Raw genomic sequence first — 26426 nt, forward strand, 5'->3', positions numbered from 1 at the left:
ATAGCAGTGATCCGTTATCGTTGTTCCGTGATCGACCAGGGAACCCAGCGCGAGGAGACACGAGCGCGCATCGTCGAGGTCGCCGGCTCGATGCTGCGGGAACTCGGCGCGGCAGCGGTGACCACCCGCGCAGTCGCCGACGGCGCAGGCGTGCAGGCACCGACGATCTACCGGCTGTTCGGCGACAAGGACGGGCTGCTCGAAGCGGTGGCTGAGCACGCGATGACGACCTTCGCTGCGGTGAAGGCGGACGCGGTGCGGGCAGCGCGTGACGGACGGACGGACCCCGTCGACGACCTGCGCGCCGGGTGGTCGATGACGATCGGGTTCGGGCTCGCCAACCCGCACCTGTTCGTGCTGTTGAGCGACCCCGAGCGTGGTCGGCGCTCAGCAGCGGCGCGGGCCGGCACGGCGTTGCTCGCCGAACGGATCCAGCGCGTGGCCGAGGCCGGGCGGCTCGCCGTGCCGGAACGACGTGCCGTGGAACTCGTGCACGCGGCCGGCACCGGCGCCGTCCTCGCTGTCCTGGCCGCCCCGGTGGACGAGCGGGACCCGTCGCTCGCCGACGACGTGCTCGACGCCGTGCTCGGCCGGATCCTCGTGCCGAGCGCGTCGACGACGGACGACGGCGGCGCGGGCGGCGACGCCGTGACGAGCGCCGCGATCACGCTCCGTGCTGCTGCACCCCGGCTGGATCGGCTGTCGGCTGCCGAGCGGACGATGCTCGCGGAGTGGCTCGATCGGATCGCGACCGGCTAGGACCCGTCGCGGTTGCCCGCCAGCCCGTGGTCGTGCGCGTAGACCACGAGCTGCACGCGGTCCCGCAGCGAGAGCTTGCCGAGGATGCTCGAGATCTGCGTCTTCACGGTCGACTCGGTGACGTACTCCTTCGTCGCGATCTCGGCGTTCGAGAGCCCGCGCGACGCCCAGCCGAACACCACCCGCTCCCGCTCGGTCAGCGCCTGGAACTCGGGCGGCTGCGGCGCCGGTGCCCTCGCGACGTCGGCCCCGAACAGCTGCGCGAGGTCGTTCGGGGCGATGACGGAGCTGCCCTCGTGGACCGCCCGGACCGCCGCGAACAGGAACGTCGGGGTGGCGTCCTTGAGCAGGAACCCGCTCGCACCGAGCCGGATCGCGGTCGCGGCGGCGGGGTCGAGGCCGAACGTGGTGAGCACGACGACCCGGGGGAGCGGGCCCTCGACGGCGCCGGAGAACAGCTGCCGGACGGTCTCGACGCCGTCCATGCCGGCCATCCGCATGTCGAGCAGCATCACGTCGGGTCGGAGCTCCCGGATACGGTCGAGGGCCTCGGCGCCGTCGGAGGCCTCGCCCACCACGTGCATGTCGTCCTGGGCGTCGAGCACCACGCGCAGACCGGCGCGGAACAGCGCCTGGTCGTCGGTGAGCAGGATCCTGATCGGTTCGGTCATCGGACGGGTCCCCCTTGGACGTCGAACGGGATGCGGGCGCGTGCGGCGAACACGTCGTCCAGCGCGGCGGCGTCGAAGGACCCGCCGAGTGCGGTGAGGCGGGTGTGCATGCCGTCGATCCCCCGGCCGGAGCCCCCGGTGGTGCCGTCACCCACGACGTTCTCGACCTCGAGCACGACGTCGGCGCTCCGCCAGGTCTCACGGACCACGACGGGCAGCCCCGGAGCGCCGTGCCGGAGCGCGTTGGTGAGCATCTCCTGCAGCACGCGCCGGGCCGCCGTGCCGGTGTCCGGGCGGAGCGGGACCGGGACGCCGCGCACCGTGCGGTCGACGTCGACTCCGGCGTCGCGGATGCCCTGCACGATCTCCTCGAGCGAGCCAGGATCGGTCGTCTCCCCGGAGCCGTCGATGTGCCCGAGGACCTGCCGGACCTCGAGCAGGGAGCTGCGGGCGGTGCTGGCGATGGTGGCACTGACCTCGCGGATGCGGGCCTCGTCGGCCAGGAACGGCACCGAGTCGGCCTGCGCGATGATCACCGCGAGCGAGTGGCCGACGACGTCGTGCACGTCACGGGCGATGTCGGCGCGGATGCGTTCGGACTCCGCGACGTCGATGGCACGGGTGGCGGTCGCCTCGGCTTCGCTGGCGACGGCCTCGGCGCGCGACGCGGCAGCCTCGGCATCGGCTCGACGGACGGATTCGCGGTCGCGCGACCGGAAGGCCCGGACGGCGACGCCGCCCGCCCACACCCCGAGGAGGGCGGCGACCGGTGCGGCCATCGCGAGGAACGCCTGGTCGCGGGGGCCGTTGAGCAGCACCAGGTACCGGAAGCCGGTGACGGCGAGGTAGAACGTCGCGCCGACGCCCGCGACGAGCGCGAGCACCCCGGAGAGGATGACCTCGGTCCGGGTCCCGACGACCGCCGCGGTGCCGATGACGACGAAGATGGCGAGGTCGACGAGTGACGGGCGCTCGCCGCCGCCGACCTGGATGATCCCGAGGACGACCACCATGAGCATCGCCGCCGACGGGGAGACCCGACGGAGGGCGATCGCGCCGGCGGCAGCGAGCACGGCGAAGAAGCTCGCGTGCTCGAGCTCGACCTCGAGCGGTAGCAGGAAGACGAACGCCGCCAGGACCGCCCACGCCACGTCGACGACGATCGAACGGGTGGCGAGCGGCCGGATGAACGTGCGCCGGTCCGTCACGGCTCGATCATCGCATGCCGCCCACGCCGGGCAGCGCGGACCGACGTCACGCGCCCGGGGTCATGGCGGCGAGTGCGATGACGGTCGTGGCGACGATCGCGGCGCAGAGCAGCAGCGTGGCGATCGTGTGTTTCGTCGAGGACTCCATGTCACCAGACTCGCGGTCCGGAGTCGCCGGGGCATCGGGCGCAGGGGCGAAGCGCTTCGTCCCTGCGGGTGAAGCGAGGGGCGAGCACCCGGTACTCGGCGTCGACGAAGACACCCGCAGTTGGGCGACAGGTCGTCCTGCACGGTCCCCGCGCGGAGCCGCGTTCCTTCCGGTGTGTGCCGCCGTGCGTGCTGGTCAGCTCAGGAAGGCGTCGATCGCGGCCCAGGTCGCTTCGGGTGCTTCGAGGTGCGGGAGGTGGCCGGCGGCCGGGATCTCGGCGTAGGTCGCACCCGGTACCGCCGCGGCGACTGTTCGCCCGTAGGCCGGAGTGACGACGCGATCGCTTGCGCCCCAGACGACGAGCGTCGGCACGTTGACCGCATGAAGTCGGCTGAGCAAGGTCGGGTCGCTCATCGCCGCGCCGGCGACCGCTGCCATCGTGCGACCGTTGGACTGCTGTACCGCTCGTTGCTCTTCGGTGGAGTCGGCGGGATCCGTGTACCCGCGCTCGGGGTCGTGCCACGCGACCTCGGCCAGGCCGCGAGCATCGAGGGCGAAGAAGTCGGCGATCGGCTCCCCGTCGACGATGGCGCCAACGGTGTCGATGACCACCACGGCCCCGATGAGGCCGGCGAACCGCTGGTCGGCTGCGGCCTGGACGGCCATCTCGAGCGCGATCCATCCGCCGATCGAGGACCCGACCACGACCACGTCGCGGTCGCCGTGTTCGGTGAGCCGCGCGAGGTACGCGTGGGCGAGCTCGGCAACGGAGGTGATCGACTCAGGGCGCGCGGTTCCGTCCCAGCCCGGGTGGGTCGGGGCGAGGGCGTGCATGGTCGCCGACAGGTGTCCGACGATCGGCGCCACGGTCCTCGGCCCGCCCCCACCGTGCAGGACGAGGGCGGTGCGAGCGGTCGAGCTACCGGCCTCGATGACCGGCAGGGATTCGGGGAGGGAGCTGTTCATGAACGTCCTGTCTAAACATGTTGATGTAAGCGTGTTGATACAGTATCACCATGGCGGCGGACCTCGAGGTACTCGGACAGATGATCAAACGCGCGCAGTACCGGAACCACCGGACGATGGACGCGGCGCTCAAGGACGTCGGCGTCTCCCTCGTGCAGTGGGATGCGCTCCGTGCCATCGATCGGTTGCCCGGCGCATCGGGCCACGAGCTGGCCGTCGCGACCTTCCAGAGCGACCAGGCATTCGGGACCCTCGCGACACGGCTGGTCGAACGAGGGCTCATCACCCGGTCGGCAGGGCGCGGACGGCGTCTCGAGCACGCGCTGAGTGATGCCGGTCGGACTGCGCTCCAGGACGGCCACTCGGTGGCGTCGAGCGTCCTCGATGTCCTCTTCGCTCCGCTCGACGGCGACCAGCGCAGCGATCTGCTCCACACGCTGCGCCTGCTCACCGAAGCGGACTGAACCGGAACGGCGGTGAGACGTCGCCCAGGCTTGGCCGCGACGAAGACCCGGACAAGGCCGCTCCGCTGGCGTCGCCAGTACGATCGCACGATGTCGAGCATCGCCGGAAGCCGTTGGGTCGTCACCGGTGCTGCCGGGAACATCGGGTCTGCGCTCCGGTCGGCGCTGTTGGAGCGCCATGCGGTCCTCGTCTCCACCGACATCCGTCCGATCACCTCCAGCAGCCCACAGGAGTCCGTCGCATCGGTCGACCTCGCCGACCTGGAGAACCTGGTGGAACTCTTCGCCGGAGCTGACGGTGTGGTCCATCTGGGCGGAATCGCGGACGAGGCCGACTTCCACGACCTGGCCGAGGCGAACATCGTCGGGACCTACCACGTGCTCGAGGCCGCCCGGCGGGCAGGGGTACGTCGGGTCGTGTACGCGAGCAGCAACCGCCTGACGGGCTCGTACGCCGCGGGTGACCACGTGTCGCCCGACATGCCGCCGCGACCTGACGGTTTCTACGGGGTGTCGAAGGCCGCGGGGGAAGCGCTCTGTCGGCTGTACGCGGACAAGTTCGGCATGAGCACCATCTCGTTGCGCATCGGCAGTTACGAGGAGCAGCCGTCTTCGGCTCGAGAGCAGCAGACGTGGCTCAGCCCCGCGGACGCGATCCGCGCCTTCGTCGCGGCGATGACGACCACCGAACACACGGCAGTGTTCTACGCCGTCTCCGCGAACACCGATGGATGGTGGGACCTCCAGCCAGGGGAAGCCGTCGGCTTCTTCCCGCGGGACGACGCGGCTGCGTGGAGCACGCGAGCGCCCCTTGCCCCGGACGTGCCGCAAGGTGGGAGGTACGCCACCCCCGAGTACTCGACCGACCGCATGCGCCGGTAGCGGATCGTCCATCCGACGCCTCACAGTGCCATCGACCGCTGTTCCGATCGACGCGAGAGGTTCCGAAGTCGGGACCGACGGCGCTCCGTCGGCAATCGAGGGTGGACCGCCGGGGCCATCGGATCCAGGAGCGGGCAAGAGGTTCTCGGTCGTTCATGATGAAGACGGGGAACGGCCCCCATTCGTCACGAACTCGGCGTGCCGGTCAGCGCTCCGTGGCACGGTACCGCCAGTCGTGCGCGAGCGGCACGTCGACGCAGCACGGACGGCCGCGGAGCTCGCCTTCGGAAGCCCACCTGCGGTGCACCGGTACTTCTGCAGGGAAGAGCAGATCCTGACACTCGTACTCGGGATCAGACGACGACGGATCCCCGCTGGCGGTGCGCGATCGAGACGGACTCGCCGGACACCGCGTTCAACGGCGACGACAGGAACGCGATGAGGTCCGCGATCTGCTGCGGGGTCGAGTCGCCGGGGCCCCCTGGACGGACCTCGGCGGACGGAGTGTCCGTCACGGTCCCGGGGTTGACGACGTTCACCGTGACCCCGGTGCCCGCCACGTCGTCGGCCAGGTTCTTCGCGATGACGCTCACCGCCGTGTTCCGGAGTGACGCCGTGATGTTGCCGGAGAAGTAGGCGTTCTGCCCGCTCACGACGACCACGCGGCCGAACCCGGCCTCGCGCTGGGCGGGGAGCACGGCGTTCGCGACGCGGAGGAACCCGAGCGCCTTGCCGTCGATCGCGTCGAGGACCTGCTCCGGGTCGGACTTCCGAGCCGGGTCGAGGGTGCTCGCGCTCGGGGCAGCGGTCACGACCAGCACGTCGATGCGCCCGTGCCGCTCGAGGACGGTGGCGATGCCCGCGTCCACGGAGTCCTGCGAGGCGGTGTCGATCGACACGCTGTCGTCGGAGTCGTCGGCGCTGCGGGACGCGACGACGACGGTCGCCCCCTCGGCCCGGAGGCGGTCGGCGACGGCGGCACCGATGTACCCCTTGCCTCCGACGACGAGTGCGACACGGTTCTTGAGTTCGAGGTCCACGCGCCCACGCTATGCCGGGACGGTGCAGTCTGCCCGCCCGTCGCGCACCGGAGCCCCCACCCGATGGCGGGCAGGGGCTCCGGTGTGCTCAGATCACGATCAGCAGTACTTGCCGGTCCACGAGGCACCGGTCAGGGCTCCGTAGTCCGGATTGGCGAACAACGTCGTCTCGCCGGCAGACAAGCACAGGCTCTTCGACGTGTACGTGTACTTGACGGTGATCTGGACCGGGTCCGACTTGCAGTTGTTGTAGGTGCCCTTCTCGTAGTGTCCGTCGTCCCCGCCGCCGATGTTCCCCGTCGTGATCGGGTAGAACCCGCACGGTGACGCGGCGTTCGCGGGACCGGCCACTGCCAGCGACCCGCCGAGCATCATGGTGGCGGCGAGTGCCGTGCCACCGATCTTCGTCCAGAGCTTCATCGCTCTCCCCCTAACAGCTTCCGACCTTGCTGGCCCCTGAGATCTGCTTGTCGTTCTCGGTGAATCCCAGTCGGACATCGCCGGGCTGGACGCAGTAGTTCTTGCTCCCGCCCTTCATCGTCACCTTGATCTTCACATTGCCGCTGCCGCAATTGCCGTAATGCGCGACCTGGCGCTGTCCACTGAACGGCGATATCGACCCCACCACCGGCACGTTGATCGCGAAGGTCGAGTCGTAGTCCTCGATCTCTTCGCTGTACCCGCAGACCATCGCGCTCGCCGGCGCTGCGGTGACGGTACTCACACCGACGACTCCGCCGAGTGCGAGTGCGGCGGCCGCACTCCCCAGTGCTGCCTTCCGGATTTTCTGATGCAGATGCATTCTTTCTCCCCTCTGCGGGACTGCGGTAGGCTGTCCGCGCAACGAATTGTGCATCGTGCCCCGAATTCCGTTCGTGGAATTCGGAACGACAACGAACTTACTCCTGAAGAATCATCACGCAAGCCCGCCTGGTGTGCATGCGGTGGGTATCGCAACGGAATGAGGTGGACATGGGCTCACGATCAGCTGGCAATGTCGCGACGATCATCGCCGCAGGGTGTTTGGTACTGCTCCTCGTCGTCGTGTGGCTCCGCGGACAGCAGTCGATCGGAGACGCGTTCGCGATCCCGGTCGTGTCCGTGCTCGTTCTCGGGTTCGCCGGCTGCACGGTCTGGGCCGGTGTCGTCGCCTTGCGTCGACGCGGATCCGGGCGCTGAGTACCGTGCACTGCGGTTCGCGGCGGGCCGCAGCGACATCGGACGTGTGACCACGCCTCACCCGAGCAGCGGCTCGAGCCGCGTCACCGCCCGGCGCAGGTGCACCAACGCGTCCCCCGGCGACGACACCCGGGCCGCCGGCGCCGACAGGGTCAGCCCCGCCACGAGTTCACCGCGCTCGCCGCGGACGGGCAGCGCCAGGCACCCGAACCCCGCCGTGAACGCGCCGACCTGGTGGACCGGTCCGAGGCCCCCTTCGGCGTGCAACCGCCCCATCGCACTCGACCCGGGCGTCGCCCGCAGCGCGGCCTCGTCGAGCAGCGGGAAGTCCGGGTCGACGTCGATGTCGCGCACTCCGGCGGCGTCGTAGCGCGCCAGGTGCACGCCCGCCCGGACGGCGGAGCGGACGTCGGCGAGCACCGATCGCACGGCCCGGGGCAGCGGCGCGAGCGCCGGAGCGGGCGACACCCCGGCCAGGTCGGCGACCTTGTGGCCGAGGGCGAAGCCGCGCAGGTCCGGCAACCGGACGAGGTACTCGTCCTCGACGAGCAGCGTGATGAGCCGGTAGGTGGTGGCCCGCGGCATCCCGAGGGCCTCCGAGATCTGCTGGGCGGTGACGCCCGGTCCCGCGTGCGCGGCGGCCTCCAGCACCGCGAGGGCGTTCTGGATCGCCTTCGGCTGCCGTGCGCGGAGTCCGGGTTCGCTCACCGCACCTCCGCCTGGTGGCCGGTTCCGGCGGACGGACGGGAGGCCCCCAGCAGGTCCGCCTCGACCGGCACGTCGTACACGGCGTGGCTCCGACCCCGCCGCCAGGGTCGCCGACGCGTGGCCACCAGGAACGCGACCACCACCGCGGCGACCGTCCCGACGGCGAGGGCGACGGCCGGCCAACGGGACGACGCGCCCTCGACCCCGAGGTAGGTGAGCAGGACGGCGGTCAGCAGGACCCCGGTCGTGACGGCGACGACCGCGACCCCCGCCGTCAGCTCGCCGATGCGCCGCAGGAACACCGGGGCCGCGAAGCACGTCAGGGCGTACGCGGCGATGTACCCGAGGGCGGCGACGACGAGCTCCGCCTCCATCAGCGTCCACGTCGGGATCCCGCTCGCCAGGCCGAGGACCGGCAGCACCGTGAGCACGCCGCACGCGACCGCGCCGGCCACGAACGGGGTCCGGAAGCGCGGCGACGCCCGACCGAGCACCCGGGGCAGGACCCCCTCGCGGCCCATCGCGAACAGGACCCGCACGAGCGCCGTGGTCGAGGCGATCGCGCACGCCGCGAACGACGCCGCGATCCCGAGGTCGAGCGCCCACCCGATCCACTGCATGCCGAAGGCGTTCGCCAGCTCGTTCACGGGCGAGGCGCTCGACGCGAGGTCGGCGCCCACGGCGGCGAACCCCATCTGCTGGGCCGCAGCGCTGACCACGTAGAGGACGCCGGCGACCAGGACGGTCCACGAGATCGCGCGGGGGATCGCCTGGAACGGGCGCCGGGCCTCCACACCGAGCACCGACGCGCTCTCGAACCCGACGAACGCGGTCACGGCGAGGGCGGTGCCGACCGCGAACGACGCCGGCTGCGTCGGCCCGAGGGCGACGGCGGAGGCATCGGCCGGGTGCAGGCGCGCGACCAGCGCGACGATCAGGACCACGATGACCGCCACCGACAGCGACTCCACGAGCAGGGTCAGCCGGGTCGACAACCGGACCCCGAGCGCGATCACCGCGAAGACGGCCGCGCCCATGACCAGCACGACGACGATCGTGACCAGGGCGTCGTCGCCGGCGGCCGGCACGAAGCGGGACAGCAGGTAGTCGAGGTAGTAGCCGCTGCCGGTGAGCGAGAACATCGCGATGAAGCCGTACCCGAGCAGGAGTGCTGCGCCCGCGACGACCCCGGCGACCGGGCCGAGCCCGAGCGAGACGTAGGTGTAGAGCGACCCGGTGCCGGCGACGCGTCGGACGAACTGGTTCACCGTCCGCCCGACCAGGAACGACAGCGCCATCGCTGCCAGCAGCGACCACGTGGCACCCTGCCCGGCGACCGTCGCGACGAGGACCGGGATCGTGGTCGCTGCGGCGGACGGTGCCACGGCGGACACCGACTGCGCGAGCACGTCGACCGGGCCGATGCTCCTCCGCGACAACCCGTCGACGGGGGAGCGCGTGCCGACGCCGGGCACCCGTGGCGGGTCGGCGATGGCTCGGTCGAGCGCGGTCATGCGGCAACCGTAGGGCTGCGCCGTTGCGCCCGTGTCTCGGTGGTGTTTCGGCCGCGTCTCACGCAAATGAGACGCCTCCGACGAGCACGTCCCATTCGACGGCGACAGGGCTTCACGCCGGTGGAACGGCACCGCAACGGCGGCACGGGACCGTGGTCACACCCAGCACCACCCACCTGCGATCCCCACCCACTCCGTTCCACCCACCTCGCTCCACCCACCCGGAAGGCCACGATGTCCAGCATCACGAAGGACCCCGCGTCACTCGGAGCCGCACCCGCGCCGCAGCGGACCATGCGCGGCTCGCTCGGCGTCACCGCGATCGTGTTCATGGTCGTCGCGGCCGCCGCCCCGCTCACCGTCGTCGGCGGCGCCGCCCCGCTCGGCATGCTGCTCGGCAACGGCGTCGGGTTCCCGTCGCTGTACGCCGCGTCGGCCGTCGTGCTGCTGCTGTTCTCGGTGGGGTTGGCGGCGATGACCCGGCACGTGCCGCGGCCCGGCGCGTTCTTCACGTTCGTCGGGCACGGGCTCGGTCGTCCGGCCGGCGCGGGAGCCGCCACGCTGGCGCTCCTGACGTACACGACCATCCAGGTCAGCGTGCACGGGTACATCGGGTACCTGCTCGGGGTCACCGTCACGGGCCTCGGCGGGCCGGACATCCCCTGGTACGTCTGGTCGCTCGTCGTCGTGGCCCTGGTCGGGATGCTCGGCTACCGGCACATCGACCTGTCGAGCAAGGTGCTCGGCGTGATGCTCGTCGGCGAGGTCGGCATCGTGCTCGTCCTGGTCGCGGCGATCGTGTTCCGCGGCGGGGCCGACGGCCTGTCCCTCGCACCGTTCGAGCCGACCCAGATCATGTCCGGGTCGCCCGGCGTCGGGCTGATGTTCGCCATCGCCGCGTTCATCGGGTTCGAGGCCACCGCGATCTTCCGCGACGAGGCGAAGGACCCGGAGCGGACCATCCCCCGTGCCACCTACACGGCCGTGATCGGCATCGGCGTCTTCTACACACTCGCGTCGTGGGGGCTCGTGATGGCGTGGGGCCCCGACGGCATCCTCGCCGAGGTCGCGAAGGACCCCGGATCGCTCATCCTCACCACCGCCGCGCAGTACATCGGCAGCGCCGGGGAAGCCGTGCTCAACGTGCTGCTGCTGACGAGCATGTTCGCCTGCGTCCTGTCGTTCCACAACGTCATCACCCGGTACCAGCACTCGATGGCGAACGCGTCGCTGCTGCCCGGCCGGCTCGGCGACGTGCACCGGAAGCACGCGTCGCCGCACACCTCGAGCCTGGTGCAGACCCTCACCGCCGCCGTGCTGATGGTGCTGTTCGCGGTGCTCGGCCTCGACCCGGTGCTGCAGGTGTTCAGCTGGTTCGCCGGCGTCGCCACCCTGGGCGTCGCGATCCTGATGGCCGCGACGAGCCTCGCCGTCATCGTGTACTTCCGCCGCAACCCCGGGGACCGGCGGGTCTGGAACACCATCGTGGCCCCCGTCCTCGGGTTCCTCGGGCTCGTCGCCGCCGCCGTCCTGATCTGGGTGAACTTCCCGACGCTCGTCGGCGACGTCGACGCCTCGGGCGCGAGCGTCTTCGGCGTCGTGAGCATCGTGCTCACCGGCCTGGTCGTGGTCGTCCCCGTCATCGGCGTGGTGCAGGCCGTGGTGCTGCGACGCCGCAGTCGGAGCCGCTACGAGCTGATGCTCGACCGTCTCGCCACCGAGAGCTGACCCGCCGGGCGCACCACGCGCCTCCCGGCCGAACCGACCCGACCCCACGCACGACGCAACGCGCAAGGAGCACCACGCACATGACGATCACCGACCCGACCACCGTGACCACCGACGCAGACACCACCGCGCACCCGCTCGGCAGCCTGACGCCCGACGAGTTCACCGCCGTCCGCGACCTCGTCACGGCGCAGCCGGACTGGACCGACACCACCCGCTTCGCCTACGTCGGCCTCGAGGAGCCGCACAAGCAGGAGGTCCTGGCGTGGCAGGCCGGCGACGGCCCCCTGCCGGACCGCACGGCCCGGGTGATGCTGCTCGACATGGCGACCGGTCGCTCCACCGACCGCGTCGTGTCGATCACCACCGGCACGGTGCTGCGGACCGACGTGCTCGACGGGTCCCGTGGCCAGCTGCCCGTCCTGATCGAGGAGTTCGACGCCGTCGGCGAGATCGCGAACGCGGACGAGCGCTGGGTCGCTGCCCTGGCGAAGCGCGGACTGTCCGCCGACGAGGTCAAGTGCGTGCCGCTGTCCGCCGGGTACTACGACTACCCGGAAGAGGTCGGTCGGCGCATCCTGCGCGTGCTCGCCTTCAAGCAGGACCACCCGGCCGACCACGTGTGGGCGCACCCCGTCGACGGCCTGTCGGCGTACGTCGACGCGGCGAACCGGGCCGTCACGCGGATCGTGGACGTGGCGGACATGCCCGTTCCGACCACCTCGGGGAACTTCGACGACCCCGCGATGCAGGGCGAACCGCTCGACCTCAAGCCGATCGTCATCACCCAGCCCGAGGGGCCGTCGTTCCGCGTCGACGGCGAGTTCGTCGAGTGGGCGAACTGGCGGTTCCAGGTCGGCTTCGACGCCCGCGAGGGACTCGTGCTCCGCCAGCTCTCGTGGCAGGACGGCGAGCGGCTGCGCCCGATCGTGTACCGGGCGTCGATCGACGAGATGCTCGTGCCGTACGGCGACCCGTCGCCCGTGCGGTTCTGGCAGAACTACTTCGACACCGGCGAGTACCTGTTCGGTCGCTTCACGAACTCGCTCGAACTCGGCTGCGACTGCGTCGGCGAGATCCAGTACTTCGACGCCGTCCTGGCCGACGAGCTCGGCAACCCGCAGACCATCCGCAACGGCATCTGCATGCACGAGGAGGACTTCGGCACGCTCTGGAAGCACGGCGACATCTACACCGGCTCGCAGGAGGTCCGTCGGTCCCGCCGCCTGGTGATCTCGTTCTTCACCACCGTCGGCAACTACGACTACGGCTTCTACTGGTACCTGTACCTGGACGGCACGATCGAGTGCGAGGCGAAGCTCACCGGCGTGCTCTTCACCAGCTCGTACCCGGGCCGTTCGGAGTCCGGCGACGACTACCCCTACGCCTCCGAGGTCGCCCCCGGCCTCGGGGCCCCGTACCACCAGCACCTGTTCTCGGCGCGACTCGACATGATGGTCGACGGGCTGTCGAACGCCGTGGACGAGGTCGACGCCGTGCGGGTGCCGGTCGGGCCGGGCAACGAGCACGGCAACGCGTTCACGAAGTCGGTGACCCGGATCGCGTCGGAGTCGTCGTCCGGCCGTCTCGCCGACGCGTCCAAGGCACGCACGTGGTTCGTCTCGAACACCGAGGAGCGCAACCACCTCGACCGCCCCACCGGCTACGTGCTGTACCCGCAGGACGCCCCGGTGCTGCTCGCCGACGACTCGTCCTCCGTCGCCGCCCGTGCCGAGTTCGCCCGCAAGCACCTCTACGTCACGCAGTACGACCCGGCGGAGCGCTTCGCCGCCGGCGACTTCGTGCACCAGAACCCCGGCGGCGACGGGGTCGCCCGCTACGTCCAGGGGGACCGACCGCTCGACGGCGAGGACATCGTGCTCTGGCACACCTTCGGCCCGACGCACTTCCCGCGGCCCGAGGACTGGCCCGTCATGCCGGTCGACTACGCCAAGTTCACGCTCAAGCCGTACGGGTTCTTCCCGCGGAACCCGGCGCTGAACGTGCCGGCGGCCATCGGGGCGTCCGCCGGGTCGCACTGCTCGCACCACGTCTCCGGCGCCGTCGGGGCCGCACACGACGCAGCCGAGCACCAGCACGACCACGGGCACGGACACTGACGTGACCGACCTGCTCGGGCTCGCCGCGATCGTGCCGGCGTCCGCCGGAGCCTGCTGCACGGTCGGGGCGTGGCGCCCCGGCCGTGCAGTCGACGTGGTGGCGGCAGTGGTGATGGTGGCCGCGATGGTGGACGGGGCCTTCGGTCCGCGCGTGCTGCCCGGGGTGCTCTGGTTCGTGGTGCTCGCGCTGCTGGCCGTGGTGGTCGCCGCGGTGCACCGGGTGCAGAGTGCGTCCGGTGCGTCCGGTGCGTCCGGTGCGTCCGGTGCGTCCGGTGCGTCCGGTGCGTCCGGTGCGTCCGGTGCGTCCGGTTCGGACGGGAGGCCCGGGTCGGCTCCGGCGGTCCGGGTCGCGTCGGCGCACGGCCGGTTCGGGCGACTGCACGCGGCGCTCGGTCTGCTGGTGATGGGCGCGCTGGGCGTCGGCATGGCGCACGACCCCGGCATGTCCGGCATGGCGGGTGTCGGCGTGCACGGACACGGCGGCGCAGTCGCAATGACGTGGCAGGTCGTCCTCGGCGGCCTGACCGTCGGCTACCTGCTGCTCACCGCCCACATGGTGCGGGACGGCATCCGGCGTCGGACCCGCGCGCTCCCCGTCGTCGAGACGCTCGCCATGGGGATCGCGGTGGCGGTGATGGCCGCAGCGATGGCCTGACGGCTCCGGAAGGCATCCCGCGACGATGGAACCGCCGCGGGATGCCTCGAGCACCTAGCCCTTCCGCCCCAGGTCGTACAAGAACCGCGCCACGGTCACGAGCAAGCTCGCGATCCCCAACCACGGAACCTGACGCCTGCGGTCGGACTCGTTGTCCTTCGACATCGAGTCCTCCTCTCGGTGTCAGCCGGCCGACACGAAAGAGCGGAGAGCCAGGGATGCGTACGCGAGCGTGCCCGCGTACACTTGCTCCCGAGCGCTCAGCTCGGGAAGACTTGTTTCCCTGGCTTTCCACTCGGAGAGCTGATCGAAGCCCACCACCGTTGCTGCGGTGGTGGGCTTCAACTTTGCCCGGATGCACTCCCCGGCGAGAGTGGCATCTGATGTGCAGCGTATCGGAGGGTCTTCGACCGCAGGCCCCCGCCGCGAGCTGATGTGCGAAGCGAACGGTTCGGTGCGCGAAACGTACAGTTTACGAACCGTTCGTTGCGAAAAACGTTCACGTCGTGAAAGAGTTCGAGCGTCCGCAGGGGACGAACGGCCGCAGAAGGGCGGGATCAGACATGCACAGCACGTACTCCGGTATGCCTCGGGCGGCACGGATCGGTGGCAGCCACACCCGCATCGGTCTGACCGACCCGGCCGTCATCGACGCCTACGTCGAGCGCCGCATCGAGGACCCGTCGCTCCTCGCCGGTCGCGCCGAGCCGGCGTACGCCGACTTCTTCACCGTCCCCGCCGCGTAGCAAGGAGCGCATGATCACATGCCGTTGACCGTCGTCCGTCGAGAGCACGTCCACCTCTACGCCCACGAGCCCCGATCCGAGGCCGCGAAGACCGCCGTCGACGCCCTGCTGCGCCTCCAGCACGCCGAAGAGCAGCAGATCGAGTCCGCACGCATCGAGAGCGGGCTGAGCAAGAACGAGTCCCTGGCGATCCGGTACATGCTCCAGGCCCACCGCGACGGCCGCACCATGGGCCCCAAGGACCTCGCCGTCATGCTCACCGTGTCGAACGCCTCGGTCACGAAGCTCGTGGACGCGCTCGTCGACAAGGAACTCCTCGTCCGCACCGCGCACCCCACCGACCGTCGTGCGCAGGTCCTCGAACCCACCGACCTCGCCGCCGAGAAGATCGATGCCTCGTACGCCCGCTTCCACGAGGCCGTGGTCGGGGTCCTCGACCACCTGTCCGACGCCGACAACGCCGTCCTCGCGGAGTCGCTGACCAGGATCGTCGACGCGCTCGCCGACGGTGAGCCGGCACCGGTCGACGAGTACACCGTCGACGACCAGGACTGACGAGCCCGGGCTGCAGCGAGCCGGGCCGACGCGACCGGACCGACGCGACCGAGGCGGTCGACGCGACCACCCGTCGACGGGAGGCGCGGTACCGGATCGCTGCGGGCCTCCAGACGGTGGCGGAAAAACCTTCCAGCGGTAAGTTGGGTGCATGACGCACCCCGCCGACGACGACGCGGCCCCGCCGCGACGCGGCGGGTACCGCAAGGGAGCCGAGCGCCGGACCCAGATCCTCGACGAGATGATCCGCATGGTCGCGGAACAGGGCGTCGACGCATCGTCGTTGCGGTCCGTGGCCGAGGCCCTCGGGATCACCCACGCGGCGCTCCGCCACTACTTCCCCAGCCGTGACGAACTGCTGCTCGCCGTCTACCGCGAGCACGAGGTGCGCGAGCAGGGGGCGCCCGACCGGTTGAAGTCGGCGATCGGGGACATGCGCGACAGTGCCTCGCGCAACCGTGCGGTGCCGGGCCTGGTGCAGCTCTACACGACGCTCGCGGCCGACGCCGTGCAGGAGGGGCACCCGGCGACACGTGACTTCATGCGGGAGCGGTTCACCCGGCTCCGGGCCGACCTGGCCGCGTTGATCGCGGCGGACCAGGAAGCGGGGCGGATCCGCAGCGACCTGGACCCGGTCGACCTCGCTTCGCTGAGCATCGCGGCGTCCGACGGGCTGCAGGTGCAGTGGTTGCTCGACCCCGAGGCCGTCGACGGCGAGAAGGTGCTGCGGTTGCTCGAGCAGATCGTGCCCGCGCCGCCGGAGTGATGCCGGTGCGTGCGTGCGTGCGTGCGTGGCGCGTGCGTTTCGTGAGCAGAAATGGTCGGGTCCCCGTTCGGGACCCGACCATTCCTGCTCACCAGGTGCGGCGCGGTGCGCGACGCACGACGTGACTACGCGTTCGCGGCCTCGGCGAGGACCGCGGCGGCGGGGTCGAAGTCCTCGGGGAGCGGCTGGATCGGGTCGATCGACGAGGTGATCTCGACGGACTGACCCGACTCGGCGGCGTCGCGGATGCCGAGCATGACGTCCAGCGCGTGCGACGCGACGGCACCGGAGGCGCGCTCCGGGCGGCCCTCGGCGATCGCGCGGGCCAGCTCGACGACACCCGTGCCACGGCCCCAGGTGGAGCCCTTGTGCGTCAGCGTGGTCGGCTCGTCCTTGCCGAGCGTCCACAGCGTGCTGTCGCCGTCGAAGACGTTCGGGTCCGGCAGGACGATGGTGCCCTCGGAGCCGTTGATCTCGACGAATCCGTTGCGGGGCAGTGCGTGCTGGAACGACAGGGTCGTCTGGGCCGACTGGCCACCCTCGAACGAGATGAGCGCTGCGTGGTGCGTGGGCACCTCGACGGCGAACTCGGTGCCGGCGCGGGGGCCGGAACCGATCACGCGCGTCTCGCGGGACTTCGACGACACGGCCTGCACGCGCGAGGCGGCGCCGAAGGCGTGCAGGAGCGTCGTGACGTAGTACGGGCCGATGTCGAACAGCGGACCGGCGCCCTGGGCGTACAGGAACTCGGGGTCCGGGTGCCACTGGTCCGGTCCGGGCACGTGGAACATCGTCGTCGCGGTGAGCGGCGTGCCGATGTCGCCGCGGGCGATGGCGCGGATGGCGGTCTGGATGCCGGCACCGAGGACGGTGTCGGGAGCGCAGGCGTAGCGGACACCGGCGGCGGCAGCAGCTGCGAGCAGCTCCTGCGCGTCCGAGGCGTTCGTCGCGACCGGCTTCTCGCTCCAGGTGTGCTTGCCGGCAGCGATGATCTGCTGCCCGACCTTGGCGTGCTCGGCGGGGATCGTGATGTTCACCACGATCTGGATGTCGTCGCGGGCGAGGAGCTCTTCGACCGTGCCGGACGCGGGCACGCCGTACTTCTCGGCCTGCGACGCGGCGCGCTCGAGGATGAGGTCGGCGACCATCAGGACCTCGACGTCGGCGAACTGGGTCAGGTTCGTCAGGTACTGGTCCGAGATGTTCCCCGCACCGATGATGCCGACTCCGATGCGGCTCACTTGTCGTTGTCCTTCAGCCATGCGAGGGACTCGGTGATGCCCTGGAAGACGTCGCCGGAGTAGGCGTCGAACTCGACGACGCGGATGGCCTGCGGCGCCGCGGCGAGGATGCCCGCCACGTTCACGTCGCCCTGGCCCGCGGGGGTCTGGTTCTCGAACGCACGCTGCAGCGCCTCGGGCACGACGAGCGCGCTCTCCGACGAGGGCAGTGCGGTGAGGATGTCACCGTCGACCTTGCCGTCCTTGACGTGGATGGCAACGACGCGGTCGCCGAGTGCCTTCAGGACGGCGGGGGCGTCGGCGCCACCGACGGTGGCCCAGAAGGTGTCGAGCTCGAGCACCGTCTCCGGGCTGATCTGCTCGACGAAGTGGTCGTAGACCGTGCGGCCGTCGACCTTGTTCGTGAACTCCCACTGGTGGTTGTGGTAGCCGAACTGCAGGCCGCGCGAGGCTGCCTCGGCGGTCAGGACGTTGACGCGCTCGGCGATCTTCGCGACGTCGTCGGCGGTCTGCCAGCGGTCGGTCGGGATGAACGGGTCGATGACCGTCTGGATTCCGAGGCGCTCGGCGGCGTCCCAGATCGGCGCGGTGTCCTCGGCGTCGATCACGGCGACGTGGCCGGACGGCGCCTTGAGGCCGGTCGCGGCGAAGGCACGCTCGAGGTCCGTGGCACGCTCGACGAACGCGTAGGGCTCGACGTTCTCGTACCCGATCTCGGCGACGCGGGCGATGGCCTTGTCGAGGTCTTCGGCGATGGCGTCTCGCAGCGAGTACAGCTGCACAGAAGTGGTGGGCATTGCAGAGGCTCCTTCGGTCCTGTCTGGGGGTCGCGACTCCCAGGTGTCGAAGCACCGGGTGTCGCAGTCCGTCGAGGAGCGATGCTCCACGGCGAGATCGATGACGACGCTACCCCAAAAACCACCCGGTGTGTAGTTTTTGCGTCCCCCGTGTCGCACGTCAGTACATGAACGACACCTGTCGATGTATGCTCAGCCAGTCAAAACCGTGCATAGGACGGTTTTGGCCACCAGCATCGACTCGAGGAGGCGTCATGAGCACACCCGAACCCGGCAGCCCGGCACTGTTGCACCCCGAAGAGGGCATCACCCAGCCGATCAGCACCGTGAAGGTGGGCATCGGCTACCAGATCGCCCTGTTCCTCGGGCAGTTCGGCCTCTTCGTCGCACTCATGGCACCGGTCTACGTCAGCATGCAGCTCAAGGCGCAGGCCCTGGTCGGCGACGACGCGGCGAACGTCATCGGCTCGGTGCTGCCGATCGGCGCGTTCGGTGCGCTCATCATGAACCCCCTCGCCGGCGCGCTGTCCGACCGCACCCGCACCCGTTGGGGTCGTCGTAGGCCCTGGCTGCTGAGCGGTGTCGTCGTCTTCGCGATCGCCCTCGCCTGGATCGCCTACTCGCCCGACGTCCTGAACCTGACGCTGGCCTGGCTCCTCGCCCAGCTCGCCGCCAACGCGACGCTGGCCACCCTGCTCGCGAGCTTCGCCGACAACGTCCCCCAGCTGCAGCGCGGCCGCTCGTCGAGCATCATCGCCCTCGCGCAGAACATCGCCGTGCTCGCCGGCACCTACCTGTCGGTGTTCTTCGTCGCGAACCTGCCCGTGCTGTTCATCGCACCCGGCATCCTGGCGATCATCCTCGTCGCGGTGTACGCCGTGGTCGCCCGTGACGACCTGCCGACGTACAAGCTGAAGAAGTTCACGTTCCTGAACCTCATCGCCTCGTTCTGGACGAACCCGATCAAGAACCCGGACTTCGCGTTCGCCTGGTGGTCGCGCTTCCTGATCATCTTCGCCACCTTCATGTTCACGACCTACCGCCTGCTCTACATGGAGAAGCACCTCGGCATCGAGGACGCGAAGGAGGCCACCGCGGCCGTCGCCTTCGGTGTGCTGCTCTACACGATCGCGCTCCTGGTCAGCGCGGCGCTGTCCGGCTGGGCGTCCGACAAGATCGGCCGTCGCAAGGTCTTCGTCGGCGGTTCGACGGCGATGTTCGCCGTCGGCCTGGTCGTGCTCGCGCACGCCGACACCGTGAACGGCTTCTACGTGGCCGAGGTCATCATGGGCTTCGCGTACGGGATCTACTCGGCCATCGACACGGCGCTCGTCGTCGACGTGCTGCCGAACGCCGACCGCCCCGGCAAGGACCTCGGGGTCATCAACATCGCCAACGCGCTGCCGCAGTCGCTCGCTCCGGCCGTCGCACTGTTCTTCCTGAAGATCGGGTCGGGCGACGCCGCCGACAACTACACGCTCATGTGCTGGGCCGCCGGTGCGATCGCCATCATCGGTGCCCTTGTGGTGATCCCCATCAAGCGGGTTCGATAGCCGGATGCACACCTCCGGGGTCGACGTGGACCGCAGCCAGCTCGCCGGGTGGCGGAACGCGATCATCGTCGCGTTCGCCATCGGCGGGATCAGCCTGGCCGGCTGGGGTCCCCGGCTCCCGGAGCTCCGCGTCGAGCTCGGTGTCGACATCGGCACCATCGGTCTCATGCTCGGCGGTGTCACGATCGGCTCGATCGGCGGCCTGCTCAGCGCCGCCCCGCTGCTCCGGCGCCTGGGCGGCCGACGTGCCCTGACGGCGGTCGCCGTCCTGGTCCCTGCCGCACTGGCACTCATCGGCGTCGCCGCTGCGCTGCACTCCGTGCCGCTCGCGAGCGTCGGGTTCGTCGTCGCCGGTGCCGGGATCGGGGCGCTCGACGTCATGGCGAACGTCGAGGGCACGGCGATCGAGGCGCTCGCCGGTCGCACGCTGCTCCCGTTGATGCACGCCGCCTGGTCGGGAGGCGCGGCCCTCGGCGCCGGGATCGCCGCCCTCTGCGCATGGCTGGGCATCACCCCCTCGGCCCAGTTGATCGGTGAGGCGGTCGTCATCCTGGTGGTCGGCGTGATCGCCATGCGTGCGATCCCGGACGGCACGCGCGCCGAGGAACACGACACGACGCTCACCCCGCGGCAGCGCCTGCGGCAGTGGGCGCGCGGCTGGGCGGACGTCCGACTGCTGCTGATCGGCGTCGTGATGCTCGGCGTCGAACTCGGCGAGGGGTCGGCGAACAACTGGCTCGCCCTGGCGGCCACCGACGGACACGGCCAGACGGCGACGATCGGGGCCCTCTTCTTCACCGTGTTCGCGGTCTCCGAGGCCGCGACGCGCGTCTTCGCCGGCCCCGTCGTCGATCGGCTCGGACGGGTCCGGACGGTCCGCTGGACGACCGCGCTCGGCATCCTCGGCGCCGTCCTGTTCATCGTCGGCACGACCTGGTGGCTCACGCTCATCGGCGTGGTCCTCTGGGCGGTCGGCGTCTCGATGGGGTTCCCGCTCGGCATGTCGGCAGCGGCGCAGAGCGGCCCGAACCCGGCCGCCCGGGTCAGCGTCGTCGCGTCGATCGGGTACTTCGCGAACTTCGCCGGCCCGCCCGTCATCGGCGCGATCGCCGAGCAGGTCGGCGCGCTCAGCGCGCTCTGGTTGATCGCCGTGCTCTTCGTGGCCGCCTTCGCCGCATCCGGGTCGCTGCGTCCGGTCGCCGAACCGACCCACGAGCGGGTCAGCGACCCTCGGTAGCGTGGAGCCCATGCTCGACGCGACGCCTGCCCCGTTCGACACCCCGGCCGGTCGCATCGTCGGGACGGTGGACGGTGACGTCGTCCGGGTGCTCGGGATCCCCTACGCGCGGGCCGACCGGTTCGCGCCGCCGGAGCCGATGCCGCCCTTCGCGAGCGAACTGCATGCGTCGACGCCGTCCCCCGTGGCGCCGCAGCCGCACGCGCAGTTCGTCGACCAGCTGCTCGGCGAGGTCGAGGACATCACCGTCGACGAGCACTGCCAGCGCCTGTCGATCACGCTGCCCGCCGACGTGACGCCCGACGAGCGCCTGCCCGTGATGGTCTGGATCCACGGCGGCTCGTACGTCATCGGCGGCGGCGACCTGCCGATCTACGACGCCCGCGACCTCGTGACCGAGCAGCGCGTGATCGTGGTGTCGGTGACCTTCCGGCTCGGGGTCCTCGGGTTCCTGGGCGACGGGGCGTCGATCCCGGCGAACCTCGGACTGCTCGACCTGCTCGAGTCGCTCCGCTGGGTGCAGGCGAACATCGCCGCGTTCGGTGGCGACCCCGACCTCGTCACGGTGTTCGGGCAGTCGGCCGGCGGCGACGCAGCAGCCCACCTAATGATCAGCGACGGCGCGGCCGGGCTGTTCCGCCGGGCGATCATCCAGAGCGCACCGCTCGGGCTGTCGCGCGGTCGGTCCCGGATGAACCGCGCGATGATCCGGGCCGTCGGTGCCGTGCACGCCGACACCCCGCTCGACGACCTGCTCGAACGGCAGGCTCTCGGCACCCGGGCGGCCGCGTCGTACGGACTCGCGGGCGGGATGCCGTTCGGCACCCAGTACGGGTTCGCCCCGTTGCCCGCCGAACGCGACCTCGACGACGCCTGGAGCCGAGTCGCTCCCGACGTCGACGTCCTGATCGGTTCCGCGACGGACGAGACCGGCATGTACGTGCCGTTGGTCCGCGGTCTGTCGCGGGTCGCTCGGTCACGGATCCTGCGCCCGGCGCTCCGCTGGTGGGTGGTCCGTCCGCTCTCCGACGTCATCTACGGCCGCGACGTCCGACGCTTCACCGCGCGGCATCGTCGAGCCGGCGGGCGGGCGACGTCCTACCGGCTCGTCCGTGGCGTGACGACCGCGCCGACCGGCGCCGTCCACATGAGCGACCTGCCGCTGTTGCTCGGCGGCCGCGAGGCCTGGGCCGGCACCCGCTTCGTCCCCGAGCGCGACTGGCCCGAGGTCGAGCGGCGCGGCCGGGCCTTCCGTGCGATCTGGGCCGAGTTCGCCCGGACCGGCGCCGTCACCGCCCCGGACGACGAGACGCTGACCTTCGACCGGCCCTGACCTTCGACCGGCCCTGACCTTCGACCGGCTCTGACGTTCGACCGGCACTGGCCGTCTTCGCGCCCCCTGAACTGGCGGTCGCGTGGTCGCCCCCGGGACCGGACAATCGTCAGCATGCCCACGCCCGACGCCGATCTCCGTGCACGCATCGTGTCCGGCGCGATCGAGGCGTACCGCGCGACGGACTTCCACCGGGTCGGACCGGACGAGGTCGCCGAGCACGCCGAGGTGCCGGTCGCCGAGGTCAGCCGAGCGTTCCCGATGTGGGAACTCCTCGTCGTCGCGGTCATCGACCGGTGGAACAACGGCAGCCGGCTCGCGCTGTGGCCCGTCGCCGAACGGGACGGTGCCGTCGCGTACCTGCGTGCCCGGCTCGAGGCCGGCGTCACGGACCCGGCCCTCGTCCGGCTCCGGATCGCCGTGCTCAGCGCCGCGTCGAACCCCGGCCACCCCGCAGCCGGGTGGTTCCGCACCCAGTACACCCGGGCGTTCGAGGACCTCACCCTCGCCCTGGTCCGTGACGTCGTCGCTGCCCGCGAGCCACGGGGCGCCTCGCCCCGGCACGCCGCCGAGCAGCTCATGGCACTGTTCGAGGGGCTGCAGCTGCAGGCGATGGTCCGCGACGACGCCGAGCCACTGAGCGGCTTCGACCGCGCCGTCGCCCGGATGCGGGTCGGCTGGGCAGCAGCGCGCGTCGACGCCTGAGGACTCCGAGCGGGAGCACGGACGGGAGGCACGGCGCGGCTTGCGTGCGTCGGCTCGCGCACCTGGCATGGTCGGCCCATGGAGTACACCGACTACGACACCCGGCTCGCCGCGTACGGCGTGATCACGGACGGTGACCGGGTGCTCCTGGCGAAGCTGCGCTTTCCCGAAGCCGGCACGTGGACGTTGCCGGGCGGTGGCGTCGAGTTCGACGAGACCGTCGAGCAGGCCGTCGTGCGCGAGGTCCGCGAGGAGACCGGGTACGAGTCCGAGGTCGGCGCCCTGCTCGGCGTCCGGCACCACGTCGTCCCCGCCGAGCGCCGGATCCACGCCAACGGTCGCCCGATGAAGGCCGTGCAGGTCGTGTTCCGCGCGACGGTCGTCGGCGGCACACTGCGCGACGAGATCGACGGGTCGACCGACGAGTCGCGCTGGCTGCCCATCGCCGAGCTCCCGCACCACCGGCACGGGCTGCTCGTACCCGTCGCACTGGCGTGGGCGGGTGCGCTCACGCGCTGACCCCTCATCCGGCGGCCAGCGTCGCGAACTGTGCCGGGATCTCAGCGGGTGCTGGCGGCTGGACGGACCACCCGAGTGCGCGGAGTGCCCCGGCGGTCTCGGCGGGGAACTGACGAGCAGTCGCGGCCGCTTCGCCTCGGCGCCATTGCTTCCGGAACTCGTGCACCGCTGACCGCCAGGTCGGGAGCGAATCGACGCCGCACTCGACGATGACGAACTCGACCACGTCGGCGAGACTCGGTCGGAAGTGCGGGCCGCCGAGCGGGAAGTGCAGCGAGGACAACCGAGCAGCGTCCCGACGCCCTGATCCGTTGTCGCCCGCCCTGGCCAGCAATGCACTGAACGCGCCGCGCTCGGCGTGCAGGTGCCAGTGCGACTGCGGGGTGGCGGTCAACGCTTCTTGGAACTCGAAACGGACCAGCGGCTGGCGCTCGTCCGCAAGGAGCAAACTGAACCGGCTCTCGTTCACCGCGAGCGCGCGGCAGTGGTCGAGCCACCGGAAGCGGATCGACACCGAGATGTCGGCCGTGTGGACGCCTCCGACAGTCAGGCGGAGTGGGGGAGTCCTTCGTGCTTCGGCGGTCGGTTGCACGACGATCGTTCCGCTCGCGACATCGAGATCGGAGGTGACCCGCACTCCGTGTCCGGGCAGGGAACCGTCCAGGAGTTCCTGCGTGAGCTCCATCTGCTGCTGGGCCGCGGACTCCGCGTTGCCGGTCATCGCTCGCCCAGCAGGAAGGAGATGCTGTCGAGCCAGTCCTGAGCCAGGTACTCGTCGGTGAAGAGATCGCGCCACTGCTCGGTCGGCGCGAACTCTCGTTCATCGAGGTCCCACTGCGCCCGGACCCGCGCGCGTTCGATGAGGAGTTCCTCGCGGGTCCAGTGTCGTCCCACTACAGCGGTCATGGCCGTCCTCTCGTCGGTGTGGGACGACGGTAGGGCGGTCAGTGGGGCCGGCGCGAGCTTTCTGAATACAACATGTTCACTCGGCGACGACGCTCAGGACGTTGCCCGACGGGTCGGTGAACCAGGCGATGAGCGGCCCGCCCTTGCGGTTCACGCCCTTCTCGTCGGTCATCCCCTCGTACTGCAGGAACGTGATGCCCTTCGCGGTGAGCTCGTCCACCGCGGTGTCGACGTCCGGCACGGGGAAGTTCAGCACCGTGAAGGCCGCGGGTTCGTGCGCAGGGCCCTTCGGGTAGACGAGGACACCGTGGCCGTCGCCGAGCTGCAGGAAGAGCATGCCGTGGTCCTCGGAGACCTCGACCCCCAGGACGTCCTGGTAGAACTCCTTCGCCTCCGGGACGTCCCGTACCGAGAACCCGCTGAACGCCTTCGTCGCATCGACCATGCCGCCAGTGAACCACCCCGGTCCGGTGTCGGCGCGCTCTGCCAGGATGGGGCCGTGAGCCACCCGGACAGCAGCGTCGACGACGCCGTCGAGCGTGCGGTCGAGCTGGCCTCGGCGGGGCCCCGGGCAGTGCTCGGCATCGCGGGTGCTCCCGGTGCCGGCAAGTCGACCCTGGCCCGCCGCGTGGTCGCCGCCGTCGACGAGCGACTCGGGGCCGGCACGGCGGTGCAGGTGCCGATGGACGGCTTCCACCTGTCGAACGCGGCGCTCGACGCCCTCGGCCGGCACGACCGCAAGGGTGCCGTCGACACGTTCGACGCCGACGGCTACGTCGCTCTGGTCCGACGACTCGTCGTTGCCGACACCACCGTGTGGGCGCCGGACTTCGACCGCCGCATCGACGAGCCCGTCGCCGGCAGCATCGCCGTCCCGCCGACCGCCCGGCTCGTGGTCTCCGAGGGGAACTACCTGCTCGACGATGCCGAACCGTGGGCAGCGCTCGGCGACCTGTTCACCGAGACCTGGTTCTGCGCCGTCGACGACGGGGTGCGGGTCGACCGCCTGGTCGGTCGGCACATGCGTCACGGACGCGACCACGACGCCGCGCGTGCCTGGGCGGTGGAGGTCGACGGCGTGAACGCGGCGAGGGTCGCGCCCACGGTGATCCGTGCCTCCATGACGGTGCGGACGTGACCAGCAGACCGACGCGACACCGATCGAAGGAGCGACCATGACCATCGCCATCACCGGAGCGACCGGCAACATCGGGGGCGCCGTCGCACGCGCGCTCGCCGCGGACGACGTGCCGTTCCGGATGATCGTGCGCGACGCAGCGCGCGCGCCGGAGCTGCCCGGCGCCGAGGTCGCGGTCGCGACGTTCGCCGACGCCAGCCGGGCGGCGCTCGAGGGGGTCGACGTGCTCCTGATGGTGTCGGCGGCCGAGGCCGAGGACCGGCTCGACCAGCACCGCACCTTCGTCGCAGCAGCTGCCGAAGCCGGTGTGCGGCACGTCGTCTACACGTCGTTCCTCGGCGCGGCCGAGGACGCGACCTTCACCCTCGGGCGCGACCACTGGGCGACCGAGCAGGCGATCCGCGCGACCGACACGGCGTACACGTTCCTGCGGGACAGCTTCTACCTGGACTTCGTCGAGGACCTGGTCGGCGAGGACGGCGTGATCCGCGGGCCGGCAGGCGACGGCGCCATGGCGGCGGTCGCCCGTGCGGACGTCGCACGGGTCGCGACCACCGTGCTGCAGGACCCGGGTGCGCACGTGGACCGCACGTACGAGCTGACCGGGCCGGCGGCGTTCACGCTCGCCGAAGCCGCCGCGGTGGTGACCGAGGTGCGTGGCCGGACGGTGACGTACCACCCGGAGACGCTGGACGAGGCGTACGCGTCTCGTGCGCAGTGGAACCCCGAGCCGTGGCAGGCCGACGCGTGGGTGAGCACCTACACGGCGATCGCCGAGGGGGCTCTCGCGCACGTGTCCGGCGACGTCGAGCGGATCACGGGCCGGCGCCCGATGTCGCTCCGCGAGGTGCTCGCCGCGCGGTAGTGGGCGCGGGCGGGGCGCGGGCG

General features: G+C 71.0%; 30 protein-coding genes. 17 read left to right on the plus strand and 13 right to left on the minus strand.

The window, feature by feature from the left end:
* Window positions 1-27 precede the first annotated feature (27 nt).
* On the plus strand, window positions 28-759 hold the full coding sequence (locus tag EDF28_RS03330; RefSeq protein ID WP_260154498.1) for a TetR/AcrR family transcriptional regulator: 732 nt from the start codon (window positions 28-30) through the stop codon (window positions 757-759).
* On the opposite strand, the gene EDF28_RS03335 is transcribed toward EDF28_RS03330, so the two are convergent.
* From EDF28_RS03335 to EDF28_RS03345, 3 genes are all read right to left on the minus strand, one after another.
* A complete protein-coding gene (locus EDF28_RS03335; protein ID WP_123937166.1) occupies window positions 756-1430 on the minus strand; it encodes a response regulator transcription factor in 675 nt (224 codons plus the stop codon). The genes EDF28_RS03330 and EDF28_RS03335 overlap by 4 nt on opposite strands.
* Window positions 1427-2638: a sensor histidine kinase gene (locus EDF28_RS03340; RefSeq protein WP_123937167.1), complete on the minus strand. Its 1212-nt coding sequence runs from the start codon at window positions 2636-2638 to the stop codon at window positions 1427-1429. Before EDF28_RS03340 ends, EDF28_RS03335 begins: the two co-directional genes overlap by 4 nt.
* Window positions 2639-2981: 343 nt before the next feature.
* Window positions 2982-3752 carry an alpha/beta fold hydrolase gene (locus EDF28_RS03345; RefSeq protein ID WP_123937168.1) on the minus strand — a complete coding sequence of 257 codons (771 nt, stop codon included), beginning with the start codon at window positions 3750-3752 and terminating at the stop codon, window positions 2982-2984.
* Window positions 3753-3802: 50 nt separating this feature from the next.
* Between EDF28_RS03345 and EDF28_RS03350 the strand changes: the two genes are divergently transcribed.
* Window positions 3803-4216 (plus strand): MarR family winged helix-turn-helix transcriptional regulator, encoded by a 414-nt coding sequence (locus EDF28_RS03350; protein ID WP_123937169.1) that lies wholly within the window; start codon window positions 3803-3805, stop codon window positions 4214-4216.
* Window positions 4217-4306: 90 nt separating this feature from the next.
* Entirely contained in the window at window positions 4307-5098 is a 792-nt protein-coding gene (locus EDF28_RS03355; protein WP_123937170.1) for an NAD(P)-dependent oxidoreductase, read from the plus strand.
* 353 nt (window positions 5099-5451) lie between these two features.
* Here the strand turns inward: EDF28_RS03355 and EDF28_RS03360 are convergent, their stop codons facing one another.
* From EDF28_RS03360 to EDF28_RS03370, 3 genes are all read right to left on the minus strand, one after another.
* Window positions 5452-6138, minus strand: coding sequence for an SDR family NAD(P)-dependent oxidoreductase (locus EDF28_RS03360; RefSeq protein ID WP_123292885.1), 687 nt, complete (start codon window positions 6136-6138; stop codon window positions 5452-5454).
* A 99-nt stretch (window positions 6139-6237) separates the two neighbouring features.
* Window positions 6238-6558, minus strand: a complete 321-nt coding sequence (locus EDF28_RS03365) for a DUF6355 family natural product biosynthesis protein (protein WP_123937171.1) — start codon at window positions 6556-6558, stop codon at window positions 6238-6240.
* A 10-nt stretch (window positions 6559-6568) separates the two neighbouring features.
* Window positions 6569-6940, minus strand: a complete 372-nt coding sequence (locus tag EDF28_RS03370; protein WP_111028791.1) for a DUF6355 family natural product biosynthesis protein — start codon at window positions 6938-6940, stop codon at window positions 6569-6571.
* A gap of 170 nt (window positions 6941-7110) precedes the next feature.
* On the opposite strand from EDF28_RS03370, the gene EDF28_RS03375 reads away from it, so the two are divergent.
* Window positions 7111-7317 carry a hypothetical protein gene (locus EDF28_RS03375; protein WP_123937172.1) on the plus strand — a complete coding sequence of 69 codons (207 nt, stop codon included), beginning with the start codon at window positions 7111-7113 and terminating at the stop codon, window positions 7315-7317.
* A 57-nt stretch (window positions 7318-7374) separates the two neighbouring features.
* On the opposite strand, the gene EDF28_RS03380 is transcribed toward EDF28_RS03375, so the two are convergent.
* The gene (locus EDF28_RS03380; protein WP_235035995.1) at window positions 7375-8025 is read right to left on the minus strand and encodes a helix-turn-helix domain-containing protein; all 651 of its coding nucleotides are present in this window, start codon (window positions 8023-8025) and stop codon (window positions 7375-7377) included.
* Entirely contained in the window at window positions 8022-9539 is a 1518-nt protein-coding gene (locus EDF28_RS03385; RefSeq protein ID WP_123937173.1) for an APC family permease, read from the minus strand. The genes EDF28_RS03380 and EDF28_RS03385 overlap by 4 nt, the downstream gene beginning before the upstream one ends.
* A gap of 234 nt (window positions 9540-9773) precedes the next feature.
* Between EDF28_RS03385 and EDF28_RS03390 the strand changes: the two genes are divergently transcribed.
* The 6 genes from EDF28_RS03390 (at window position 9774) to EDF28_RS03415 (ending at window position 16109) form a co-directional block, all read left to right on the plus strand.
* A complete protein-coding gene (locus EDF28_RS03390; RefSeq protein ID WP_123937174.1) occupies window positions 9774-11267 on the plus strand; it encodes an APC family permease in 1494 nt (497 codons plus the stop codon).
* A gap of 80 nt (window positions 11268-11347) precedes the next feature.
* Window positions 11348-13387, plus strand: a complete 2040-nt coding sequence (locus EDF28_RS03395) for a primary-amine oxidase (RefSeq protein WP_123937175.1) — start codon at window positions 11348-11350, stop codon at window positions 13385-13387.
* 1 nt (window position 13388) lies between these two features.
* Window positions 13389-14042, plus strand: coding sequence for a hypothetical protein (locus tag EDF28_RS03400; protein ID WP_123937176.1), 654 nt, complete (start codon window positions 13389-13391; stop codon window positions 14040-14042).
* A gap of 563 nt (window positions 14043-14605) precedes the next feature.
* On the plus strand, window positions 14606-14788 hold the full coding sequence (locus tag EDF28_RS03405) for a hypothetical protein (RefSeq protein WP_123292879.1): 183 nt from the start codon (window positions 14606-14608) through the stop codon (window positions 14786-14788).
* Between the two features lie 18 nt (window positions 14789-14806).
* Window positions 14807-15343, plus strand: coding sequence for a MarR family winged helix-turn-helix transcriptional regulator (locus EDF28_RS03410; RefSeq protein WP_123292878.1), 537 nt, complete (start codon window positions 14807-14809; stop codon window positions 15341-15343).
* Window positions 15344-15494: 151 nt separating this feature from the next.
* Window positions 15495-16109, plus strand: a complete 615-nt coding sequence (locus EDF28_RS03415) for a TetR/AcrR family transcriptional regulator (RefSeq protein WP_123937177.1) — start codon at window positions 15495-15497, stop codon at window positions 16107-16109.
* Window positions 16110-16234: 125 nt separating this feature from the next.
* Here the strand turns inward: EDF28_RS03415 and EDF28_RS03420 are convergent, their stop codons facing one another.
* Window positions 16235-17371 (minus strand): Gfo/Idh/MocA family protein, encoded by a 1137-nt coding sequence (locus EDF28_RS03420; RefSeq protein WP_123294463.1) that lies wholly within the window; start codon window positions 17369-17371, stop codon window positions 16235-16237.
* Window positions 17347-18147 (minus strand): sugar phosphate isomerase/epimerase, encoded by an 801-nt coding sequence (locus EDF28_RS03425; protein WP_173169103.1) that lies wholly within the window; start codon window positions 18145-18147, stop codon window positions 17347-17349. The genes EDF28_RS03420 and EDF28_RS03425 overlap by 25 nt, the downstream gene beginning before the upstream one ends.
* 254 nt (window positions 18148-18401) lie before the next feature.
* On the opposite strand from EDF28_RS03425, the gene EDF28_RS03430 reads away from it, so the two are divergent.
* The 5 genes from EDF28_RS03430 (at window position 18402) to EDF28_RS03450 (ending at window position 23494) form a co-directional block, all read left to right on the plus strand.
* Window positions 18402-19700, plus strand: coding sequence for an MFS transporter (locus EDF28_RS03430; protein WP_123294465.1), 1299 nt, complete (start codon window positions 18402-18404; stop codon window positions 19698-19700).
* 4 nt (window positions 19701-19704) lie between these two features.
* Window positions 19705-20937: an MFS transporter gene (locus EDF28_RS03435; protein ID WP_123339270.1), complete on the plus strand. Its 1233-nt coding sequence runs from the start codon at window positions 19705-19707 to the stop codon at window positions 20935-20937.
* Window positions 20938-20947: 10 nt separating this feature from the next.
* Window positions 20948-22270 (plus strand): carboxylesterase family protein, encoded by a 1323-nt coding sequence (locus tag EDF28_RS03440; RefSeq protein WP_123937178.1) that lies wholly within the window; start codon window positions 20948-20950, stop codon window positions 22268-22270.
* Window positions 22271-22384: 114 nt separating this feature from the next.
* On the plus strand, window positions 22385-22975 hold the full coding sequence (locus tag EDF28_RS03445) for a TetR/AcrR family transcriptional regulator (RefSeq protein WP_123937179.1): 591 nt from the start codon (window positions 22385-22387) through the stop codon (window positions 22973-22975).
* A gap of 78 nt (window positions 22976-23053) precedes the next feature.
* On the plus strand, window positions 23054-23494 hold the full coding sequence (locus EDF28_RS03450; RefSeq protein WP_123294468.1) for an NUDIX hydrolase: 441 nt from the start codon (window positions 23054-23056) through the stop codon (window positions 23492-23494).
* A gap of 4 nt (window positions 23495-23498) precedes the next feature.
* Here EDF28_RS03450 and EDF28_RS03455 read toward each other — a convergent pair whose 3' ends face one another.
* From EDF28_RS03455 to EDF28_RS03465, 3 genes are all read right to left on the minus strand, one after another.
* Window positions 23499-24215: a hypothetical protein gene (locus tag EDF28_RS03455; RefSeq protein ID WP_123937180.1), complete on the minus strand. Its 717-nt coding sequence runs from the start codon at window positions 24213-24215 to the stop codon at window positions 23499-23501.
* Window positions 24212-24400, minus strand: coding sequence for a hypothetical protein (locus tag EDF28_RS03460; RefSeq protein WP_123937181.1), 189 nt, complete (start codon window positions 24398-24400; stop codon window positions 24212-24214). The genes EDF28_RS03455 and EDF28_RS03460 overlap by 4 nt, the downstream gene beginning before the upstream one ends.
* Window positions 24401-24476: 76 nt before the next feature.
* The gene (locus EDF28_RS03465) at window positions 24477-24845 is read right to left on the minus strand and encodes a VOC family protein (RefSeq protein WP_123937182.1); all 369 of its coding nucleotides are present in this window, start codon (window positions 24843-24845) and stop codon (window positions 24477-24479) included.
* A 54-nt stretch (window positions 24846-24899) separates the two neighbouring features.
* Between EDF28_RS03465 and EDF28_RS03470 the strand changes: the two genes are divergently transcribed.
* Entirely contained in the window at window positions 24900-25538 is a 639-nt protein-coding gene (locus EDF28_RS03470; RefSeq protein ID WP_123937183.1) for a nucleoside/nucleotide kinase family protein, read from the plus strand.
* A gap of 37 nt (window positions 25539-25575) precedes the next feature.
* Window positions 25576-26403, plus strand: a complete 828-nt coding sequence (locus tag EDF28_RS03475; protein ID WP_123937184.1) for an SDR family oxidoreductase — start codon at window positions 25576-25578, stop codon at window positions 26401-26403.
* The last annotated feature ends 23 nt before the right edge of the window (window positions 26404-26426 follow it).

Origin of the sequence: Curtobacterium sp. PhB137 (assembly GCF_003814955.1) — a bacterium.
GTDB lineage: Bacteria > Actinomycetota > Actinomycetes > Actinomycetales > Microbacteriaceae > Curtobacterium.

What these genes read in the sequence shown, in the direction of transcription:
- EDF28_RS03335 (WP_123937166.1), bottom strand. Translation starts at nt 1,430, where the DNA reads ATGACCGAACCGATCAGGATCCTGCTCACCGACGACCAGGCGCTGTTC.
- EDF28_RS03345 (WP_123937168.1), bottom strand. Translation starts at nt 3,752, where the DNA reads ATGAACAGCTCCCTCCCCGAATCCCTGCCGGTCATCGAGGCCGGTAGC.
- EDF28_RS03350 (WP_123937169.1), top strand. Translation starts at nt 3,803, where the DNA reads ATGGCGGCGGACCTCGAGGTACTCGGACAGATGATCAAACGCGCGCAG.
- EDF28_RS03355 (WP_123937170.1), top strand. Translation starts at nt 4,307, where the DNA reads ATGTCGAGCATCGCCGGAAGCCGTTGGGTCGTCACCGGTGCTGCCGGG.
- EDF28_RS03365 (WP_123937171.1), bottom strand. Translation starts at nt 6,558, where the DNA reads ATGAAGCTCTGGACGAAGATCGGTGGCACGGCACTCGCCGCCACCATG.
- EDF28_RS03370 (WP_111028791.1), bottom strand. Translation starts at nt 6,940, where the DNA reads ATGCATCTGCATCAGAAAATCCGGAAGGCAGCACTGGGGAGTGCGGCC.
- EDF28_RS03375 (WP_123937172.1), top strand. Translation starts at nt 7,111, where the DNA reads ATGGGCTCACGATCAGCTGGCAATGTCGCGACGATCATCGCCGCAGGG.
- EDF28_RS03385 (WP_123937173.1), bottom strand. Translation starts at nt 9,539, where the DNA reads ATGACCGCGCTCGACCGAGCCATCGCCGACCCGCCACGGGTGCCCGGC.
- EDF28_RS03390 (WP_123937174.1), top strand. Translation starts at nt 9,774, where the DNA reads ATGTCCAGCATCACGAAGGACCCCGCGTCACTCGGAGCCGCACCCGCG.
- EDF28_RS03395 (WP_123937175.1), top strand. Translation starts at nt 11,348, where the DNA reads ATGACGATCACCGACCCGACCACCGTGACCACCGACGCAGACACCACC.
- EDF28_RS03405 (WP_123292879.1), top strand. Translation starts at nt 14,606, where the DNA reads ATGCACAGCACGTACTCCGGTATGCCTCGGGCGGCACGGATCGGTGGC.
- EDF28_RS03410 (WP_123292878.1), top strand. Translation starts at nt 14,807, where the DNA reads ATGCCGTTGACCGTCGTCCGTCGAGAGCACGTCCACCTCTACGCCCAC.
- EDF28_RS03415 (WP_123937177.1), top strand. Translation starts at nt 15,495, where the DNA reads ATGACGCACCCCGCCGACGACGACGCGGCCCCGCCGCGACGCGGCGGG.
- EDF28_RS03420 (WP_123294463.1), bottom strand. Translation starts at nt 17,371, where the DNA reads ATGGCTGAAGGACAACGACAAGTGAGCCGCATCGGAGTCGGCATCATC.
- EDF28_RS03425 (WP_173169103.1), bottom strand. Translation starts at nt 18,147, where the DNA reads ATGCCCACCACTTCTGTGCAGCTGTACTCGCTGCGAGACGCCATCGCC.
- EDF28_RS03430 (WP_123294465.1), top strand. Translation starts at nt 18,402, where the DNA reads ATGAGCACACCCGAACCCGGCAGCCCGGCACTGTTGCACCCCGAAGAG.
- EDF28_RS03435 (WP_123339270.1), top strand. Translation starts at nt 19,705, where the DNA reads ATGCACACCTCCGGGGTCGACGTGGACCGCAGCCAGCTCGCCGGGTGG.
- EDF28_RS03440 (WP_123937178.1), top strand. Translation starts at nt 20,948, where the DNA reads ATGCTCGACGCGACGCCTGCCCCGTTCGACACCCCGGCCGGTCGCATC.
- EDF28_RS03445 (WP_123937179.1), top strand. Translation starts at nt 22,385, where the DNA reads ATGCCCACGCCCGACGCCGATCTCCGTGCACGCATCGTGTCCGGCGCG.
- EDF28_RS03450 (WP_123294468.1), top strand. Translation starts at nt 23,054, where the DNA reads ATGGAGTACACCGACTACGACACCCGGCTCGCCGCGTACGGCGTGATC.
- EDF28_RS03455 (WP_123937180.1), bottom strand. Translation starts at nt 24,215, where the DNA reads ATGACCGGCAACGCGGAGTCCGCGGCCCAGCAGCAGATGGAGCTCACG.
- EDF28_RS03460 (WP_123937181.1), bottom strand. Translation starts at nt 24,400, where the DNA reads ATGACCGCTGTAGTGGGACGACACTGGACCCGCGAGGAACTCCTCATC.
- EDF28_RS03465 (WP_123937182.1), bottom strand. Translation starts at nt 24,845, where the DNA reads ATGGTCGATGCGACGAAGGCGTTCAGCGGGTTCTCGGTACGGGACGTC.
- EDF28_RS03475 (WP_123937184.1), top strand. Translation starts at nt 25,576, where the DNA reads ATGACCATCGCCATCACCGGAGCGACCGGCAACATCGGGGGCGCCGTC.